This window comes from Bradyrhizobium hereditatis (assembly GCF_020329435.1).
In the GTDB taxonomy this organism is placed as follows: Bacteria; Pseudomonadota; Alphaproteobacteria; order Rhizobiales; family Xanthobacteraceae; genus Bradyrhizobium; species Bradyrhizobium hereditatis.
This window is the reverse complement of the sequence record NZ_JAGKJK010000003.1, coordinates 213,305-231,623: the sequence shown is the minus strand read 5'-3', so window position 1 is coordinate 231,623 and position 18,319 is coordinate 213,305. Positions and strand designations below refer to the sequence as shown.

The following is an 18,319-nucleotide window of genomic DNA, read 5'->3' as shown; positions in this document are numbered from 1 at the left end:
TGAGCAAATGCCCATGCCGCTGCCATCCGCCGGTTCTGATACGTGGTCCGAATCGCTCTCTGAGGGCCTGCGCGAGCTTGCTGCCTCCACCCATCTGACCCGATTTGCTGCCCGTCTTGATGGGCGGCTGTCGTCTTCGACTTTAGTGCGGCTACAGAAAAGCTCAAGGCTGCAGATAAGACTTGCTGAAATGCTGCTTGCTAATCAAATGGACTCCAACGGCCGTAACTGGGGAGATGATCTTCTGCTCGGCCATGATCCGAGTAGGGCTGCTTTGCTTGCCGGCAGTATCTGGCATGCTCGCTCGCTCCTAAAGCTCGTCTCAAAGCAGCATCTTGCGATTCTGCTCGACCGTATCGGGGCAGAAGCGCACGCTTTCGGTATCCGGAACTTGGCCAGCGCGGTCGCAATCGCAGCTACCGCTGATCCGGAGCAGCTTTCGCAACAGATTGAACACGATGGCCATGCCTGCCTAGGTGCTTGGCTCGACGAAGCCTCGGCACTTGATCGCACGCGCGTGCTGTTACGCTTGCCCATGGGCACTGCTGCCGAGAATCCAGCGGCCGAACACCGCAATGCCGCGGGCTCAGTGCTTTCCTTGGTGATAGCCCATTTGTTGAGGGAGACGCCACGGCATGACAGCTGATGACCCAGCGCTGCCGGTGGCCCCCGAGATACGGCCGCTCGGGCCTCTCATATCGGCTGCCGAGATCGGGATCTGGTGCGATGCCGTAGAAGCGCGCGCGGCTGCCGAGCGGCATCTGCAACGCGTTCGCGGCTGGGGACTGACAGCTTATAAGCGGGAGCGAGCGCGCGGCCGTGCGGATGGCTTCAAGAGCGGCGCCGAGGAAATGTCTCGGCTGATCGCGCAGGCTACTTCCGCACTTGCGCAGCGAAAAGCCATTCTGGAGCAGGAGTTGCCGCAGCTCGTCATGGAGATCGTGAGCGATCTGCTGGGCACGTTTGATCCAGGCGACATGTTGGTGAGGACCGTTCGTCACGCGATCGAGCAAAAATATGGTAGCGCGGAAATTTGCCTTCATGTCTCTCCTCTGAAAGCCGATGCGCTGGCGCGCGAGTTCGCTACGTGCGATGGACAGGAGGGCCGGCCGAAAGTGCGGGTTGATCCGGATCCGGCTCTAACGACAGAGCAGTGCGTGTTGTGGAGCGAATTTGGCAATGTGGACATTGGAGTTGCCGCGCAGCTCCGAGCTCTACGCCTTGGCCTGGGTTTGCCTTCAAAGGAAGACTGACCGTGACCACATCAGCAACCCATGCGGCGGGAGAGAGGAATCTGCACGCCGCGCTATCGTCTCTGAAATCTACAGCAAAGCATATCGACACGCGTGCTGTACGAGGGCGGATCACACGGGCGGTCGGCACCTTGCTCCATGCTGTCTTGCCAGAGGCCCGTATAGGGGAGCTTTGCCTGTTGCAGGATCCCCGCACCGGATGGTCTCTCGAGGCCGAGGTCATCGGCCTATCGCAAGATGGGGTATTGCTCACTCCTATTGGTGATATGGCGGGCTTATCCAGCCGAGCAGAAGTGGTCGCGACCGGACGAATGCATGAAGTACCGGTCGGCCCCGATTTGCTTGGCCGGGTGATCGACAGCTTCGGCCGGCCAATCGACGGAAAGGGTCCAATCAACGTCGCTCAAACTCGTCCGCTGCGCGGTAAAGCACCCAACCCAATGACAAGGCGCGGTATCGAGCGAACATTCCCACTCGGCGTCCGTGTCTTGGATGGGCTTCTGACATGTGGCGAGGGGCAGCGGATCGGCATCTACGGAGACCCAGGGTGCGGTAAGTCGACGCTCCTGTCGCAGATTGTAAAAGGCGCGGCTGCCGACGCCACCATAGTCGCGTTGATCGGTGAGCGCGGTCGTGAAGTGCGGGAATTCATCGAGCAGCACCTTGGTGAGGTAGCGCTTCGCCGAACCGTCGTTGTCGTTGAGACCTCCGACCGCTCGGCAATGGAACGAGCGCAATGCGCTCACATGGCGACGGCACTCGCTGAATATTTTCGTGATGAAGGACTTCGCGTCGTCCTGATGATGGACTCATTGACGCGCTTTAGCCGCGCCATGCGCGAAATCGGCCTTGCCGCAGGAGAGCCGCCGACGCGGCGCGGCTTTCCGCCATCGGTTTTTGCGATGCTTCCTGGCCTGTTGGAGCGTGCCGGCATGGGCGAGCGCGGCTCAATCACGGCCTTCTATACTGTGCTTGTCGAAGGCGACGGCTCGGGTGATCCAATCGCCGAAGAATCACGAGGCATTCTTGATGGCCACGTTGTTCTCTCACGCCTTTTGGCTGCACGCGAGCATTTTCCAGCTATTGACGTATTGTCAAGCCGCAGCCGCGTGATGAATGCGGTCGTCTCTGGATCGCATCGAAAGGCGGCTTCCTTCTTCCGTGACCTGCTCTCCCGCTACGCCGAGGCCGAGTTCTTGGTGAAGGTTGGCGAATATAAGCAAGGCAGTGATCCTCTGACAGACCGGGCAATCAATTCGATCGAGGAGTTGCGGAAATTCCTGCGTCAGGGCGGAGACGAGGCGTCAAGCTTTGAGGAGACGGTCACATGGATGTCACGTCTGACCGCGTGAATCGTGTCCATGCCTCGAAATTGCGGCTAGTGAAGGATATGAGACAGCGGAGCGCCCTTCGTGAGGTGTCCAACATGGAGGCCCAGCGCCGCACCGCGCTTCAAGCGGTGGAACAAGCTGTCCGGGATCTTGCAACGGCCGAAAAAAGCCAAGCGGCGCTCGAAGCGGAGCTTTACCGAGAACTGGCATATTCTGATTCGCTATCTGTCGAAGAGCTCGATCGTCGCTGTCACATCGTCATTGGACGGCTCAAGGCTGAGATCGCAGGAGCACGCCGAACGCTTGAGGAAGCGCGCGCCGCTCAAGAGCGGGCCGAGACGGCGGTCTTCGAGGCGAGGACTATTTTGACCAAGTGCTCAGCTGCGAGTCACAAATGGCAGCAAATTGAAGGCGACGTTCAGCGCGCGAGTGATGCCCATTCAGAGGCGGAAGCCGAGATAGAGGCCGATGATGAGGTTTTGCTTCGGTATGGCAGTGGTTCGCGTACTCACACGGCTGGCGACTGAACTCTGATGGCTTCTTCTCTTATGCCAGGGAAAGCGCCTTGTCTTGTAGACGCGCCTGTGACCATGGCTACGGGTGAACAATCGGGATTTAAACCGGCGCTAACCCTGTCCCCTGCGGTCGTCTCTTGGCTCAACGAGATCGCTGCAGCCCGCAAGCCTCTGCAAAGCCGTCTAAGTGATAAGCCGCTATCCCTGCGGATGGAACGGCTTGTTTGGGAGCCGGAGCCGTGTGCGGTATCGATGCTCGACTGCGTTTGGACCATTGGACATGAAACAATCATCTTATCCTTGGCCCGTCCGGTTGTAGAAGGGTTGATCGCGACGGTGCAAAGTGGGCTTGGCCTGCCTGCCGAGCCCACTCGTTCGCTTCTCGTCGAATTTGCACTCGATCCGTTGCTCAATCAACTAGAGGGTCTGACGCAACAGAATTTGCAGCTGATTTGTTTGAGCGAAGCGACGGCTCGAGGTCCTTATCTGGAGCTCGAAATCACCTACGGCCCATTCAAGGGCAAAGCGCGCCTGTTCCTGTTCTCACCTCTCGATGGTTCAGTTCCACCTGCGTTTCGGGCGTTAGGCGGACTAATCAGTCAGCTGCCGCGAGAGGATCGCCAGCGTCCCTCAGAATTGCCTGTCATCGTTAAAGGAGAGATCGGCTCGCTCCGTGCGACAGTCGCGTTGCTACGGAAAGCAAATGCAGGAGACGCTCTATTGCCGGACGTAATACCCTTCGCCCGTGGCCAAGCCATCCTCAACACGGGAACCTTATGGGCTCCAGCACACGTTGCAGAGGATCGCTTGATCGTACGGGGGGCGTTCCGCCTCCAACCACATCCCCTGGAGTGTGCACATATGATGACCCAATCCGAAAAACCCCGGCCGCCCTCTGAAGGTGATCTCGACAACATCGAGATTACTCTTGTTTTCGAATGCGGCCGCTGGACTGTCGCACTCGGAGCCTTGAGGGATATCAGCGAGGGACATGTGTTCGAACTTGGCCGGCCGCTCGACGGACCGGTTGATATCCTTGCTAACGGCCGCCGCATAGGCCGCGGGGACATCGTAAGCATCGGCGGGGAGCTCGGCGTCAGGTTGCGGGGCAGGTTGGCCGTCAATGACTGACATTCAACCGGGAATTCTTGGTCTTCTTGCGCTCACAGCCGGCCTTGGCCTGCTGGCGTTCCTAGTCGTAACAAGCACAGCGTTCATAAAAGTATCCGTCGTGCTCTTCCTCGTTCGCAACGCGCTCGGGACTCAATCTATCCCACCGAACCTCGTTCTATACGGGGCGGCGCTGATCCTGACAGTTTTCATTAGCGCGCCAGTGATTCAACAGACCTATAATCGCCTTTCTGCGCCACAACTCCGCTACCAAACGGTCGACGATTGGCTAAGCGCCGCAAAGGAGGCGCAGGAGCCGCTGCGGGGGCATCTGAAGAAGTTCACCGCTGACGAGCAGCGCCGTTTCTTCTTGGCTTCAACCGAACAGGTCTGGCCCGAGGACATGCGCGGCAACGTGAGCGCCGATGACCTGGTCATTCTGGTGCCATCGTTCCTAATTTCGGAACTCAAGCGTGGATTCGAAATTGGTTTTCTTCTCTATCTGCCCTTTATCACCATCGATCTGATTGTAACGACGATCTTGATGGCCATGGGTATGTCGATGGTTTCGCCAACGGTGATATCCGTGCCTTTTAAGCTGTTCCTATTCGTCTCAATCGACGGCTGGTCGCGGCTCATGCACGGGCTGGTGCTCAGCTACACAACACCGGGAGGCTAAGCATGGATGAGGCGAGCATTCTCACTCATATGAGCCGGTCACTTGTGCTCTTCATGATCTGGGTTCTGCCTACGCTTATCGCCGCGGTCGTTGTCGGCTTGGTCGTCGGTATCATCCAAGCGGCAACGCAGCTTCAGGATCAAACGTTGCCACTGACTGTGAAGCTTCTGGTCGTTGTCGCGGTGATCGCTTTGTTCTCTCCAGTGCTCAGCGCCGCGCTGATCAAGGAAGCAGAGCAGGTATTTACCGACTTTCCCGCACTCACAGCAAGTATTAGTCGACGTTAGATGAACGTCCCCTCACTCACCGAAACGCAAACTCTGATCCAGGAGGCGATCGAACTCGTGCTTGCAGCCGGGCTCGCGGCAGCCCGCGCCCTTGGCATTATGTTGGTCCTTCCCGTATTTACGCTGCCGCGCATTAGCGGGCTGATCCGCGGCTGCGTGACCTTTGCGATGGGACTGCCATGCCTGTTGCAGATCAGGCACGGCTTGCAGTCGTTGGATCAGGGCTCACGACTGATCAGTGTGACGCTGCTCGGTTTGAAGGAGGTGTTCGTCGGCCTGCTCATCGGCTTTTTGCTCAGTATTCCGTTATGGAGCATCCAGGCAGTGGGTGAGATCATCGATACCCAACGAGGGATTACGAACCCTGTTGCTTCCGATGATCCAGCCACGCGTGGCCAGGCTTCGGCGACGGCGGTTTTGCTCGGTACCACTGCGATTACGATTTTCGTTCTAGCCGGGGGATTGGAGAATATGATTAGGGGCCTTTATGGCAGCTATTTGATCTGGCCCGTGTATCGGTTGATGCCTAGCTTAACCGTGCAAGGCGCGATGGCATTTCTGGGGCTTCTCGGTCACATCATGTATACGGCGCTACTGGTCTCTGGCCCGGTGTTGGCATTCCTGCTGCTACTCGATGTGTCGGTCATGATACTCGGGCGGTTTGCGCCGCAACTCAAGCTGAACGATGTCTCTCCCACCATGAAGAATCTGGCGTATGGGATAATCATGGTAAGTTACGCCACCTTCCTCGTCGAATATATGGGATCGGAAATCAGTCAGTCCAACACCGTGCTCGAGTTGTTCAAGAATCTCCTTAAATGAGTGGCTCGAGCGAAGAGAAGAAGCTCCCTCCCACTCCCAAGAAGCTAAAAGATGCTCGCAAGAAAGGGCAGAGTCCGCGCAGCACCGACTTGGTCAGCGCAGTCAGTGTTTGCGCCGGTTTCGGCTGCCTCTGGTTAAGAGCGGGCCTCATTGAGACCAAGTGGCATGAAACAGTACGGCTAATCGACAAACTGCAGGGGCAGCCGTTCACAAGCGCGGTCCACCAGGCGCTGGGCGGCTTGATCGAACTGTTTTTTGCGGCCGTTGGTCCATTTCTCGGGGCCGGTGTTGCCGCTGGTATTCTAGCGGGAGTCCTAGCCAATGGTGGATTAAACGTCTCTTTCGAGCCCTTAAAGCCGAAATTCGAGAATTTGGATCCCATCAAGGGGCTCAAGCGGATTGCGTCTAAGCGGTCGCTCATTGAACTCGCGAAGTCGCTTCTTAAGCTGTGCGTTCTCGGCGCAAGCCTGCTACTCACGGTTGTCGCAAGTTGGAAGGCACTGGTATACTTGCCGACCTGCGGTAGGCGGTGTCTCAGCTTCGTGTTCACTGAGATCAAATTGCTGACTGAAATTGCCGCCGGTGCTTTTCTGATCGCCGGATTGGCCGATCTTCTTATCCAGCGCTGGTTGTTTTTACAGGACATGCGCATGACGGAGACCGAGGCCAAGCGCGAGTCCAAAGAACAGCAGGGCAATCCGCAGGTCAAACGAGAACACCGTCGCCTTCGACAGGAGACGGCGAACGAGCCTCCGCTTGGCGTGCATCGCGCTACATTGATAGTGACAGGACAAGCGATCTTGATTGGGCTTCGCTACATTCGTGGCGAGACCGGCGTGCCGATCGTGGTTTGCCGTGGTGAGGGCGAACTTGCCTCACGACTGCTTGCTGAGGCGCAGTCGCTGCGCCTCAGCATTGTTCAGGACCCGGCCCTGGCGCGTCAGCTCATGCGGAATGCCATGCTGGGCAACGCCGTTCCTGGGAAGTGCTTTGAAGGGGTTGCGAGAGCACTCTATTCCGCCGGGCTGGTCTAGACATCTTATGGCAGCAATGATTGCGACGCGATCCGGCGCGCACTATCGCGGCGACTGTATATCCCTCGTTGCCGTTGACCCGGTTTCTGGCGAGGACCTGTTGGCAATTCCATCTTCCAAGTCGCTCTTGTTGCGCCGTCCCATGGACCCATATGTGGCAACAGGAATGGCGGCACGATCGCCTTTTGTTGCCATGACAGCTCTATTGTCCAGCAGATCGCCCGGATCGTTGACCATGATTCCCAGATTGTTGCGGATTGAGCAGCCTAGCGTCTGGTCGAACGAATTATCGTTAACCGAGGGACCAATGATCGAAAGGGACGGACAGACGGGAGGACGTGCTTCATAGACAATGGCCTCGATTTGCACCGCGAAGCCGACAGGCCGGTCGATGCGAGGGCGGAACAGGCGGACGTTGTAAGGCGCGACGCCCATTGCGCGGGCCTCGCTGGCTACCTGCGCGGCGAGCCGGGGCGAGCCGGTGATATCGAGATGGAGCGCATCAAACCGACCGCGGCTGGCGGCGGCAATGAAATCCCGCAGCCGATACCGCTCGAGGCCACGAAGGCTCTGCAGCACCAAGACACTGTTCTGCTGCTGCACCACGGTTGCTTGTTCAGCCGCCCCGGTGTTGACCAGAGTAGTGCTTGTGCAGCCGCCTAGGCTCGCCATCAGAATGAACAGATGGGGCAGGGCTCGTAAAGTCATTCGACGATCCTTATTCGATAATAAAGGCGGCGCCGCCTGTCGCGCCTGGTACACTGGTGCGCGGAGCGTCGCGGCCTCGCGGCGGGCTTGCCAACGTGTTCGTCAATGTGCGCCCCAGATCTGAGGGCGGTCCGATGCGGTCGGCGGGGGCGCTCATCCGATTCGGATTCGATGCTGGCCGGACAATGTAAGGCGTGACAATAATAACGAGCTCCGTCTCCTGCTTTTGAAAGGAAGAAGAGCGAAACAGTGCACCGAGAATGGGAAGGTCGCCTAACCAAGGAAAAGTACTAATATCCGTGCTGAAGTTACGCCTGATTAGCCCGCCTATTGCAAAGCTTTGTCCGCTCCCAAGCTCGATAACCGTCTCCGCACGCCTCGTAGAGAGGGCAGGCACGGCCATACCGTTCACTTTGACCTCACCTTCCTTCGAAATCTCGCTGACCTCAGGTTTCACGCGGACATTGATTTGATTGTTGTTAAGAACGGTCGGGACGAAGTCGAGGCTCACTCCAAAATGACGAAATTGGACCGAAACCTGTCGGTTGTCCTGCATGACCGGAATTGGAAATTCGCCGCCCGCAAGGAAGCTCGCGGACTCACCGGACATTGCGGTGAGATTCGGTTCAGCCAGCACGGAAGCGAGGTGCTCGCTGGCGAGCGCGTCGAGAACAGCGCCGATGTTGATACTACCGGCGCTGAAGCCGATACCTGCCTTGCCGCCGCCGCTAGCCGTGCCGGAACCAGCACCTTTGCCGCTGCTAAAGAAAAAAGTGCCATTCTGGCCCAAAGCGGAGAGGTTGATGCCGAGCTCCTTCATGGCGCTGCGTGAGACCTCCGCTACGCGAACGCTCAGATTGACCTGTAACGAGCCGGCGACCTGAATTTTATTGACGACCAGCGCACCCGGACCGAGAAACTGCTCTGTGACCTTCACGGCAGTGGCGACGATATCGGCATTGGGAGCCGTACCGTTAAGGATCGCGCCGCGGGGGGTATAGCTGACTTGGATCGGATAGTCGCCGACCTGGGCCTTCAACATGGCACGCAGATCCTCGATCGGCTGCGTGACGACAACACGCAACTCGGCGAGAGCTTCCCCATTGTCGTTCAAAGCGAACAGGCTGGTCCGTCCGGACTTCTTGCCAAAGACGAAGATGGTTGTATTCGATGGCGCTTGATAATCCGCGATCGTCGGGTCGGCGACAAAGATGCTCGCCGCCGGCCCGGGCAGATGAATTGTCTTGCCGAGCGAGGAGGAAAGGTCGAGCGTCCCGTTGATGCTGCTAAGAGCCGCGCGCGGCGGGCCTCCTCTAGCGTCCCGCGTCGTCTGAGCTGCGGCAGCTAGTGGTGATAGCAAAGCGACCGCGCACAGGAGGTGGGAAAGAGAAGGACAAACGGCAGACCACAGGGCGCTAGCGACGATCGAGCGTCGATCGCTGCCACCCTCATTATCAAGAGCGATCTTCAAGGTAGTCTTTGCTTTCAAGTTCGATCGACTACGCGGCCGATGCCGCGCTATTCAATTCAAGGATATAGCCGATGCCGCGTACGGTCGTGATCCGTAGCGTAGCACCAGACTGATTCAAATGACCGCGCAAGCGATAGATTGCGACTTCAAGCGCATTGGTAGAGACCTCATCGTCAAACGCATAGAGGCTGTCCTCCAGCGAGGCGCGAGGCACGGCGCGGCCTGCGCGGCTGAGCAGAAGCTCGAGAATGCACACTTCGCGTCGTGCAATCTTTTGCGGCCGACCACCAACTGAAACTTGCCGGGCGATCGGATCGAATTTTAGATTGCCAAACACAACGACGGGGGCTGTCATTTGCGTTGATCGCCTCAGAATGGCTCGCATCCGAGCGATGAGTTCATCGGTAGACACGGGCTTCGGCAGAAAATCGTCTGCACCACCATTGAAAATGGCGATCCGCCTACCGAGATCATTGCGGCTGCTCATCACCATGGCAGGCATAAAATGTCCGTCGCGTCTCAACCGCTTCAGCCACTCCAAGCCGTTTCCATCCGGTAGAGCCAACTCGAGCAGAAGAATGTCGTATTTGGCGTAGTCCAGAGCGGTCGCCGCCTCATCCAGAGTGCCCGCCACATCAACCGCGAAGCCGCAATCCGAGAGCGCTCCTTGCACAGCGCGCGCAAGGGCCTCATCATGATCAACCAGTAGCGTTCGCATTTCATTGCCTCTTCATGCCAAAACTACCAAGCAGGTCACCGTCGACCATGAAGTCGGGCGAAATTGAGTTCTCCAGCTTCAACGTAAACGTCGGGAGAAGGTACCGACCAAGAAGAGCAATGTTGCCGACGGCTAGCTCTCACTCCGCCCATTGCCTGCCGATTAGCACTTTCGGCCGTCTGCTGAGGATCGCATACGTCCTCGACAAGGCTCAACGTGGTCTTCATGTCGGCAATCAGGCCAGAATAAGTAAAAGCATTGAGCGCTGTGGCTCGGCCCTCGTACATTTTCGCGCCAATCGCGGCAGTGCTTCTGGTCATCGGCTCGGCGAGCGCATCGCTAGCACGCGCACTCGAAACCAAAGCACAAGAGAGAATGGCTGGATTGGCATACGAACTGATACGAGACATTTGGAAGGTTCCCATGTTGCCCTGACTCTGCGGTGAGTCTTGCTATGCCATCGACGTGTGAGGTCGTTTGATCACAGCAAATGCAAGCTTGAACGCGTGAAGACGGATCGCACCCCCGCAGCGGGCCGATGCTCTAGATGCCGCTAGCGTGGGACGAACAACCAATGCGCCGCGGGCTATGAAAAGATTGTCTAGGTGGGCGATGACGTGCATCGGGAGCGGGCGAAACCCGGCATTCAGACAGATCCAACGCGCCCGCTAGGCTGCGGCCCATCTGGCACACCGACGAATGACGGGTCCGTCCTCGCAGCGGCGTTATCAGGCATGTGGTTCGCGTGGTTCCGCCGCCTGCATTCCACCTCTCGGAACGAACGGCGGCAGATGCCGAACTTGGAGTCAACTTCGTTTCCGCTCCGACAAAGGGAACGCGAAGACAGCGAGTACTGCTCCTCAGCTCATCGTGCTGTTGCCGCCTCAACTTGGCTGGCGCGGGTACCCCCTCCGGCGCGTAGGCGGCGTTGCCAACAGGCCTTCCGGTGGACTGAACGAGAAGCGTGACGGGGTCGGGCGGCGTGGCCCTACGGGTTGGAGACATTCGCAATTCTTGCTACCTGTCAGGAAGTGTTGCGCGCGACGCATTGTCGCGACTGATGTCGGAAACCCTACAATCTGACGCTACGTGCGATTCAAGTCCCTTCGAGAGCTCGTGGCACGGAATATTTTATAAATCGCAGGCCTGCTGAGGTAGCCACACGGAAGATCAATGAAAAGCACCCGACGCATCAAATAGCAAAGCATCTTACGGGAACTAGAGAGCCTGTTCTGGCCGCGAGACTCTGCCTGTCATGGCGGTTTGAGACATTTCGCGCTTCTTGCTATCTGTCAGCAAGTATTGTCGCGACCTGTGTCGGAAACAGCACAATCTGATGCTGCGTACGATTCGGGTCTTCCGAAAGCTCGTTGCATGAATATAAACGGCCAAACCCCTGACCTCGATTCATAATCTTGTCCGACGTGTTGCCGTCTTTATATCCGGTGACGTCGTGCACCGACGCAAATTGATAAGCCATCGCGCGGGTGAGAGTTGCACCACTTCACCCGCGATAAGCAAGGGGCGCGTCGTTTCCTGACAGATCACCATCAGTTCTGTGCCACATGCGGCGTCACGTTCATCGAGCGCAGCTCGTTGACGAAGTCTTCCACCCGACACGGCGGCTATGCTGTCAGCCAGCGCATCCGCAAGCGGATCGAGGAGGCATTCGGCTGGATCACTAGGCCCGTTCGAGCTGATTTAAGGATCCGGGCTGATTAGGAAGTCGCATGCCAGAGCCTGCCATGAAGGCGAGGCGGCTTCCCAAGACGAGCGGCCAAGGTGCAGCGGTCATCAAGTCATCACAAGGAGCTTCTGGCGAGGGCCGTTACGACGATGGGCGCCACTACGAGCTATAGTGATACGGAAAGGTCCATCGACCCTGGTACAACCACGGCCCAGCCCGCGCATCGCAGTCGCGCGCGTCCCAGCACAGAGATCGGGGGGCAGAGCGAAAAGGCCGCGTTTGCGCCTAAGCCTCCAGTTAGCGCGGAGATGCAGCCCACCTAGTTGCTCAATTCGCGCTCGAGCGAGGGGGCAGGGCACGAGCTGAAACCGAGACTGATGCCATCACGGCAAAGCGACTCGAGGCGATCGACAATTTTTCGGTGATAGATCCCCCGCAATTTACCCACCAGATCAGAGGGTTCGGTGAGGTCGCGTGGCGGCAGGAGCCGCGCGCGGGGGATGTGTGCGATTTCGTAGAAGCCGGATGGAACGAGCCGCTGACGCGCCCGAGCACCGGGCGAGATTCAAGACCCGATGCTCTTAGACTAGACGATCGCGCTATGCGACTGAGAAGGAGATCTGCGGCCGCAGCGCGGAGGACCGTATCAGAGCTCCACAGGATAGTAACTGCTGCGTGTTCCTCGACGGCGCCGATCAGACCGATGCTTGAATGACTCTCGAACCTGATGCGCCGAGCCGAGCTGGATATGCCAAAACTGTGATCACACGGTGGCGGGCTCGGCGAACGGCTCGTTTTACTCATTCGTCGATTGGCGACTGGCGGGCTAGGCGATCCACTTCCAACTGTGGGGGTCCATCATCTCGTCGAAGCTCCCCTGGAGAGAACTGCTCTAGATTGAAAGTATACTCTTCTGGATCGATGGAGAACGACTGGGCACGGTGATCGTTCCGTCGGCCGTCAAGCTCGTCATGCAATTCGTTTTCCAGTCGCTGAAGCTCCTCTGAAGGGACGAAACCTGGCGACGGGATGGGTTGATTATCTAGATGATCGAATAGTCGCCGAAGCTCCTCCTGAGAAATCTGCTCTGGATCGAACGCGACCTGCCCTTCGACGAAAGCCGAGGGCGCGGGTTGATCATTCCGCCGTTCCTGAAGTTCGCCTAGTTGCGCAGAGTCATCATCAAGAAGTCGTCGAAGCTCCCCTGGAGAGAACTCCTCTAGATTGAAAGTAAACTCTTCTGGATCGATGGAGAACGACTGGGCAGGGTATTCGTCCCGTCGGCCGTCAGGCTCGTCATGCACATCGTTTTCCAGTCGCTGAAGCTCCTCTGAAGAGACGAAAACTGGCGACGGGATGGGTTGATTATCCAGCACTTGCCGAAGCTCCTCCCGAGAAATCTGCTCTGGATCGAACGCGACACGCCCTTGGACGAAAGCCGATGGGGCGGGTTGATCATCCCGCAGTTCCCGAATCTCTTCGGGCCGACTGGCTTGCTGCAACGCGCTGTGCTGCGCAATGACGTGGTCGAGGCGCCTCGGCTCCATCAATACCGCGCTTTCGGGATGAATGGGAGCCGCGTCCGAGGGGTGAAGATTGCGCTTGGTGTAGGGGAGCACGATCGTCCCTGTCAACCGGAAGGTCCGGAGATGGTTTATTGCCCTAAGGAGTCCGTCGGGATTACGCTTCCCGATGAACCCGGACACGTCACCGCTCAACGACTCACTGTCGAGCTGAGCAACAAGGCTTGGTTTGTTTTTTGCGAAGAGCCAACGGCTAAAGCTACGAAGAGGACTTGCATATTGGCGGGCGGATTCTCTTGGCAACCCGGCCTTGATGAAGGCCTCCTGGAGCCCCGAGATATCGCGAGCATCCTCGAAATAAACAGGCCGCATGTCCGACCCTGTCACAACCCCACTTGATTGAGCCGGCCGCAGCGCCGAGGACGCGCTAAGCTGCGCAGCGGCGATGTCGAGGCGCCTAGTCCCGGCCTCGATGAGGGCCTTCTCAAGCCACGGGACAACGGGAGCATTCTCGGAAGAAGGAGGCCGCATGTCGTGCCCTCTCACAATCCCCGTCGACTGAGCCGGCTGCGGCGCCGCGCTGTGTTGCGCAACGGCGTTGTCGAGGCGCCTCGGTTCCATCAGTACCGCGCTTTCGGAATGGATGGGGGCCACGTTCGGGGCGGCAGGATTGAGCTTGGCGCGACCGCTCCTTGGGACGACTTTGACTTCGCCCGTCGACCGAAAGGTGCGGAGACGGTCTAATGCTGCCAGGAGTCTCGTGGGATTGCCTTTTCCGACGAACTCGCGTACGTCACCGCCATCGCTCAGCGACTTACTGTCCATCCGAGCAACAATGCTCGGTCTGCGTTTTGCGAAGAGCCAACGGCTATAGCTAAGAAGAGCGTTTACATGCTGCTTCGTCCCGCTGGCGGCCATCCCGCCCTTGATGAGGGCCTCCTCAAGCCCCAAGATAGCGGAAGCATCCTCGGAATAAACAGGCTCCCGATTGTCCCACTGATGCCTCCGTATCACAATCCCGGTTGACTGAACCGGCTGCAGCGCCGAGGCGGCCGGCATTTCTCCACCACCACCTCCTGAACCGGCGATCTCGCTCAGCTGCCGCTCAATCGCAATCCCTTGCGGATTCTCTAGGGTCCTCGGCCTCTTCGCTGTTCTCAACTCATCTGTGTCATGTTCATTGTCGATGAGGACCTCCTTGCTTGGCAGGAGGTTGCTCCTGGCAAACGCACCCATCAGCTCGTCCGGGGACTGCTGGCCGTCGCTAGACACATTTGAAGGGGGACTACGGCTTGGCCATCTGTCGGCCAGCGCATTATCGGCCTGACGCGCCTCGTGCAATTGCTGCTCAAAAACCTCTTGCCCGGGTCGGTCCCCTTGATGTTCTTGCGCAGCGTGTTGCGCCCGGGGCCACGTTGTTAAATTCGATGGGTCAAAATTTTGCGGGTCCACGCTAGCCTCACGTCCAAAGACAACTGAGCAGGTCTTCTACTCGGGCAAGCTTTCGAGAACCTGACGTGGCCAAGGTCCCGTAGCCGGGAGGTATTCGCGCCGGCCAATCTCGGAAGAGGCGGCGGCTGGAACCATCGTCTCCTCCACAATCCGAGCCTTATCGTCATTAGAGATCCAACGCCGGCGTCCTTTTTTCGTGACCACTTCCAGTCGGCGCCGTCGCGTCCGACTTAAGCGTAATAGTCAAGAATAAATGCAAGGCGGTCCCTTCAAAGGAAATCGCGAACCTCGCCTATCGCATGCGCCGCGAGAGGGTAGGGGCAAAACGACGTTTACGGATCACCTGATGCTGGGTGATTTTGTCGGGACATACGAGATCTGGACATGTTCTGACCTGCGAGCACAACCACGATCCGCTCGCGCATCGCAAGTCGCGCGGGTCCCACCGCACAGATCTGTGGGTCAGAGCGAAAGGCCGCGTTTGTCCCTAAGGCTCTAGTCAACGCTGACTGGCCGGCGACGCCGCTCACCTAGTTGCTCAATTCGCACTGGAGCGATGAGAACCAGGGCACGAGCTGAAACCGAGATCAATGGTCGATCATGCCCAAGCGCAACGAGACGTGCGACAGCCTATCGGCAATAGATCCCCGCAGTCTACTCACCTGCATCAGCGGGTAATGCGCAAGCCCCATTTCCTCGGCGAGGCCTCTTCCGATGGTGTCAAGCTCACGCTGCAGGCTCTCGATCAGGTTGCGGCCAAGCTTGACCTTGTCGCCTTGACGGTAGGCAAGCCCCAGGTCTGCCAGCACATCGATCAACCGCTCGAGTGCCGCGCGGACCTCGGCACCAACTAACTTGAATTTCGCGTTTGCCATTTCCTTTTATCCAAACGCTCATGCACGCCCAGGCGTTTCCCCTTGGTGCCCTGCTGCGAGCAAGCCTATGCCGCTTGCTCCCGGGTAAAACGTTTCCCGGTGCGCCGCCCCGCTGACCCTCGAGGTTGCAGCCCAAGCGCGTTCTTCAACCAGCTTCGGGATAAATACGAACGCGTGAGCCGCCGTCCGTTTCCAGCAACTCGGCCCTGTAAGGCACGCCGCGGATGTTGATATGTGTCGGGCGCCCGGCTTGCGGCATGAGGTGCTCCCCCTCTAGTACACGGACAAGGTAAGGCGGAAGCCAGCGTTCGCGGTGCTGCCATCCCCCGCGGATAAGAAACCCAAGATCCGCTATGGGCTGACGCGATGGCCCAGCTTCATTCATCGGCCTCGCGCGAGGATGATGGATGAGACGAACGTCCCTGCGCCCTCCCGGCCCAAACGTGGCCGAGTAATGCTCACCGTTGATCGCGAACTGGCTTGGGCCAAACTGGTTCGGCATGAGATTGATGTTGCTCAGTACATCGATCAAGACGTCCGAGGCCGATTGAGAGCCGTGGTGCCAGCCTTCGCCAACGATAGAGCCGATATCCAGTAGCTCCTGAGGGGCCCCTGATGGTCCAACGAACGACGGCTGTCTGGCGAGGTCAGGCGCCGGCACAGAGTGAGCGTCGTCACGCAATTCATACGGTGTGGGCGGATTCAAATTAAGCAGCGGCCCAAGCCCGCCGTAGACGTCTGACGACGGACGCCTCGCAGATGATGGTGAAGCGGGTTCTTGCATCTGCTCTCTAAACCAATTCCAAGCGCCCGCGCTCGGGGTGGCTGGCGTTGCCGGAAGCTCCTGAAGCGAGTGCAGCTGCGGGCCGCGGTGCGGTGTGAACGAGGATGACGCGGGTTCTTGCATTTGCTCTCTAAACCAATTCCAAGCGCCCGCGCTCGGGGTGGCTGGCGTTGCCGGAAGCTCCTGAAGCGAGTGCAGCTGCGGATCATGGTGCGGCGTGAATGAGGACGACGCGGGGTCTTGCATCTGATTCCTGAACCAATCCCAAGCTCCCTCGCTCGGAGTAGCTGGCGTTGCGGGAAGCTCCTGCGGCGATCCGGGCTGCCGAGCGCCTTCCCCGGCGAGCGGAGGCGCGCTCTCAGGAGGAGCCAGCCCCAGCGCTCTGTTCGCCTCGAGGACTTGCTGGTAACGCCGAAGCCTGAGCAAATCGGCGTCAATTTTGGAGTCCCCGGTTTGATTCCTATACTCCTTAACATCTTGGGCCAGCCCATCGTCGTTCAGTCGGCCAGCCATGGCGCCTTTTTCCCGTGTTTTCAGCCAGTCACTCAGCCTGTAAAGACGGCGCGCCCGTCTATCAACCGTCTCCGGCTCAACCCTGGCTGTCGCCTTTTCTGCCTTGGCCAACATGTCGATGAGGGTCGCGTCTGTGGCATAAGGAGCCAGGCGGCGGATATCGGCGGACAAGGCGTTTCCGGCGCCGACGTCGCGGAGTTTTTTCAAGGCCGCGTTGGTGCGCCTCCTCGTAAGCTTAGGATCCTTCTTGGAATCCCTCGCGTAGGCCTCTACATCGGCATCCAACCCAGCTTCTAACTCCGGGTTGCCAATACGGTCTGCGATTGATGGCCTCCCGTTCTCGCTAAGCCAGGCGCTGAAATTTCGCAGATCGGCTATCGCATTTCGGACAGTGCCGTCGCCCAGTGCTTTGCCGGTGCCGTCGTCCCGGGTGAGCTTGGCTCTGCTTTTGAAGTCCTCAAACAGCTCCTCGTCCTCCTGAGGGACCCCGCGTGTTCGGCCGGGCTGCTTGGCGTAATCTACGCGAAACTTCGTTGAAAAGACCTCTTGCTCAGCCGTGGAGCCCGACGGCTCTTCGCTGCGACTAGTCCCAAACGCCTTTCCGACACCTGACTTGATACGCGACCACAGTCCGCGACTCTTGCTATTCTTCGTCTGAATCGCGGGCTGCTCCTCAGGTGGCAAAGTGTAGCGCGCACTGCTGAACAGATCATCCCGCAAACTGGACTGCGACGGTAATTGAGCCGAATCTCGAAAGTGAGTTCGGGGGATGTCTACGCTGTGGCGCGTGCTGCTGAACGAGTTGTCAATCAGCGGGGAGTGTGGCGGCATCCTCATCGAACCGCCGAGGTCAGTGCGCCGGATTCCTCCACCGCCCTTCTTTGGACTTTCATCAGGTGAACTGGAGGTTGCGGAGCTCTCATCAGGCGAATTGAGTTGCAACTCGCCCATCTGCTGCTCAAAGCTAGCTTGCTCGCTCGTATTGCCCGATTGCTGCCCCGCGCGCGACTGTTGATAGTACGCTCGTGCGAATCCTTCCACATCAAAATCAAACAGGTTAAAGTTGTTATTCGTTCGCTCCATGGCACCTCACATCCCACAGCAAAGCTCGTTTCTGGCGCACGGTAGGCTGATTGAGTGGAAGCGGTGGAGCTTTCGGCCGAGATTCCGACTGTCGAAGCCTGAAGCCAACCGACAATCAACAATCATTTGTAGCAACCGAGACCGCCGCCACGCCCCTCCGATTTCCGAGATCAAGCAATCGGGTGTTCATTTCCTTTACGACGGATGACGTCGCCGTCTAGATATCGACGTTCTCATGCTAGGAGAGTTACCTGTTGAGAAGCTGACGAGTCTCAGAAGTTCATAATGAGCCAACGGCGACCACGTTGATTTTCTCCAGAAAGCTGCGGCGTACTCGCCACGTGAGTTTTGGCCCAAACCACGCACGAGGCCCTCCCGAAACGAAGCGGGCAAACGGCCTCGCCGACAGCTCGCACATTATGTCTGCGAGCGATACGACCAAAATGAAGAACACTTGTTCCCGGGAATTCTCCA

The 18,319-nt window shown here is 58.3% G+C and carries 15 protein-coding genes and 1 pseudogene; 9 read left to right on the top strand and 7 right to left on the bottom strand.

The features are described from left to right. The first annotated feature begins 7 nt into the window (after positions 1–7). The 9 genes from J6524_RS09120 to J6524_RS09080 all read left to right on the top strand — a co-directional run bounded on the left by J6524_RS09120 (position 8) and on the right by J6524_RS09080 (position 7,031). Positions 8–646 (top strand): nodulation protein NolU, encoded by a 639-nt coding sequence (locus J6524_RS09120; protein ID WP_083754784.1) that lies wholly within the window; start codon positions 8–10, stop codon positions 644–646. Further along, positions 636–1,253 (top strand): type III secretion system stator protein SctL, encoded by a 618-nt coding sequence (gene sctL / locus J6524_RS09115; protein WP_225670032.1) that lies wholly within the window; start codon positions 636–638, stop codon positions 1,251–1,253. The genes J6524_RS09120 and sctL overlap by 11 nt, the downstream gene beginning before the upstream one ends. Positions 1,254–1,255: 2 nt before the next feature. Further along, on the top strand, positions 1,256–2,605 hold the full coding sequence (gene sctN / locus J6524_RS09110; protein WP_312002364.1) for a type III secretion system ATPase SctN: 1,350 nt from the start codon (positions 1,256–1,258) through the stop codon (positions 2,603–2,605). Further along, entirely contained in the window at positions 2,581–3,111 is a 531-nt protein-coding gene (locus J6524_RS09105) for a YscO family type III secretion system apparatus protein (protein WP_225670031.1), read from the top strand. Before sctN ends, J6524_RS09105 begins: the two co-directional genes overlap by 25 nt. 63 nt (positions 3,112–3,174) lie before the next feature. Beyond that, complete coding sequence (gene sctQ / locus J6524_RS09100) at positions 3,175–4,230, top strand: type III secretion system cytoplasmic ring protein SctQ (protein ID WP_225670030.1); 1,056 nt, start codon at positions 3,175–3,177, stop codon at positions 4,228–4,230. After that, positions 4,223–4,888, top strand: a complete 666-nt coding sequence (gene sctR, locus J6524_RS09095) for a type III secretion system export apparatus subunit SctR (RefSeq protein WP_028350692.1) — start codon at positions 4,223–4,225, stop codon at positions 4,886–4,888. The genes sctQ and sctR overlap by 8 nt, the downstream gene beginning before the upstream one ends. A gap of 2 nt (positions 4,889–4,890) precedes the next feature. Then, positions 4,891–5,175 carry an EscS/YscS/HrcS family type III secretion system export apparatus protein gene (locus tag J6524_RS09090; RefSeq protein WP_028350693.1) on the top strand — a complete coding sequence of 95 codons (285 nt, stop codon included), beginning with the start codon at positions 4,891–4,893 and terminating at the stop codon, positions 5,173–5,175. After that, complete coding sequence (gene sctT, locus J6524_RS09085; RefSeq protein WP_225670029.1) at positions 5,176–5,997, top strand: type III secretion system export apparatus subunit SctT; 822 nt, start codon at positions 5,176–5,178, stop codon at positions 5,995–5,997. Continuing rightward, positions 5,994–7,031 carry an EscU/YscU/HrcU family type III secretion system export apparatus switch protein gene (locus tag J6524_RS09080; RefSeq protein WP_225670028.1) on the top strand — a complete coding sequence of 346 codons (1,038 nt, stop codon included), beginning with the start codon at positions 5,994–5,996 and terminating at the stop codon, positions 7,029–7,031. The genes sctT and J6524_RS09080 overlap by 4 nt, the downstream gene beginning before the upstream one ends. 42 nt (positions 7,032–7,073) lie before the next feature. Here J6524_RS09080 and J6524_RS09075 read toward each other — a convergent pair whose 3' ends face one another. From J6524_RS09075 to J6524_RS09045, 7 genes and pseudogenes are all read right to left on the bottom strand, one after another. Continuing rightward, positions 7,074–7,739 carry a CpaD family pilus assembly lipoprotein gene (locus tag J6524_RS09075; RefSeq protein ID WP_225670027.1) on the bottom strand — a complete coding sequence of 222 codons (666 nt, stop codon included), beginning with the start codon at positions 7,737–7,739 and terminating at the stop codon, positions 7,074–7,076. Between the two features lie 10 nt (positions 7,740–7,749). Then, the gene (locus J6524_RS09070; RefSeq protein ID WP_225670219.1) at positions 7,750–9,165 is read right to left on the bottom strand and encodes a type II and III secretion system protein family protein; all 1,416 of its coding nucleotides are present in this window, start codon (positions 9,163–9,165) and stop codon (positions 7,750–7,752) included. A 73-nt stretch (positions 9,166–9,238) separates the two neighbouring features. After that, positions 9,239–9,928, bottom strand: coding sequence for a response regulator (locus tag J6524_RS09065; RefSeq protein WP_225670026.1), 690 nt, complete (start codon positions 9,926–9,928; stop codon positions 9,239–9,241). 35 nt (positions 9,929–9,963) lie between these two features. Next, the gene (locus J6524_RS09060) at positions 9,964–10,338 is read right to left on the bottom strand and encodes a type 1 periplasmic-binding domain-containing protein (RefSeq protein WP_225670025.1); all 375 of its coding nucleotides are present in this window, start codon (positions 10,336–10,338) and stop codon (positions 9,964–9,966) included. A 2,077-nt stretch (positions 10,339–12,415) separates the two neighbouring features. Further along, positions 12,416–14,401: pseudogene (locus J6524_RS09055) on the bottom strand (hypothetical protein); the annotation flags it as partial. A gap of 776 nt (positions 14,402–15,177) precedes the next feature. Continuing rightward, a complete protein-coding gene (locus tag J6524_RS09050) occupies positions 15,178–15,465 on the bottom strand; it encodes a DUF3363 domain-containing protein (protein WP_028351141.1) in 288 nt (95 codons plus the stop codon). A 145-nt stretch (positions 15,466–15,610) separates the two neighbouring features. Then, on the bottom strand, positions 15,611–17,845 hold the full coding sequence (locus J6524_RS09045) for a hypothetical protein (protein WP_225670023.1): 2,235 nt from the start codon (positions 17,843–17,845) through the stop codon (positions 15,611–15,613). Positions 17,846–18,319: the final 474 nt, after the last annotated feature.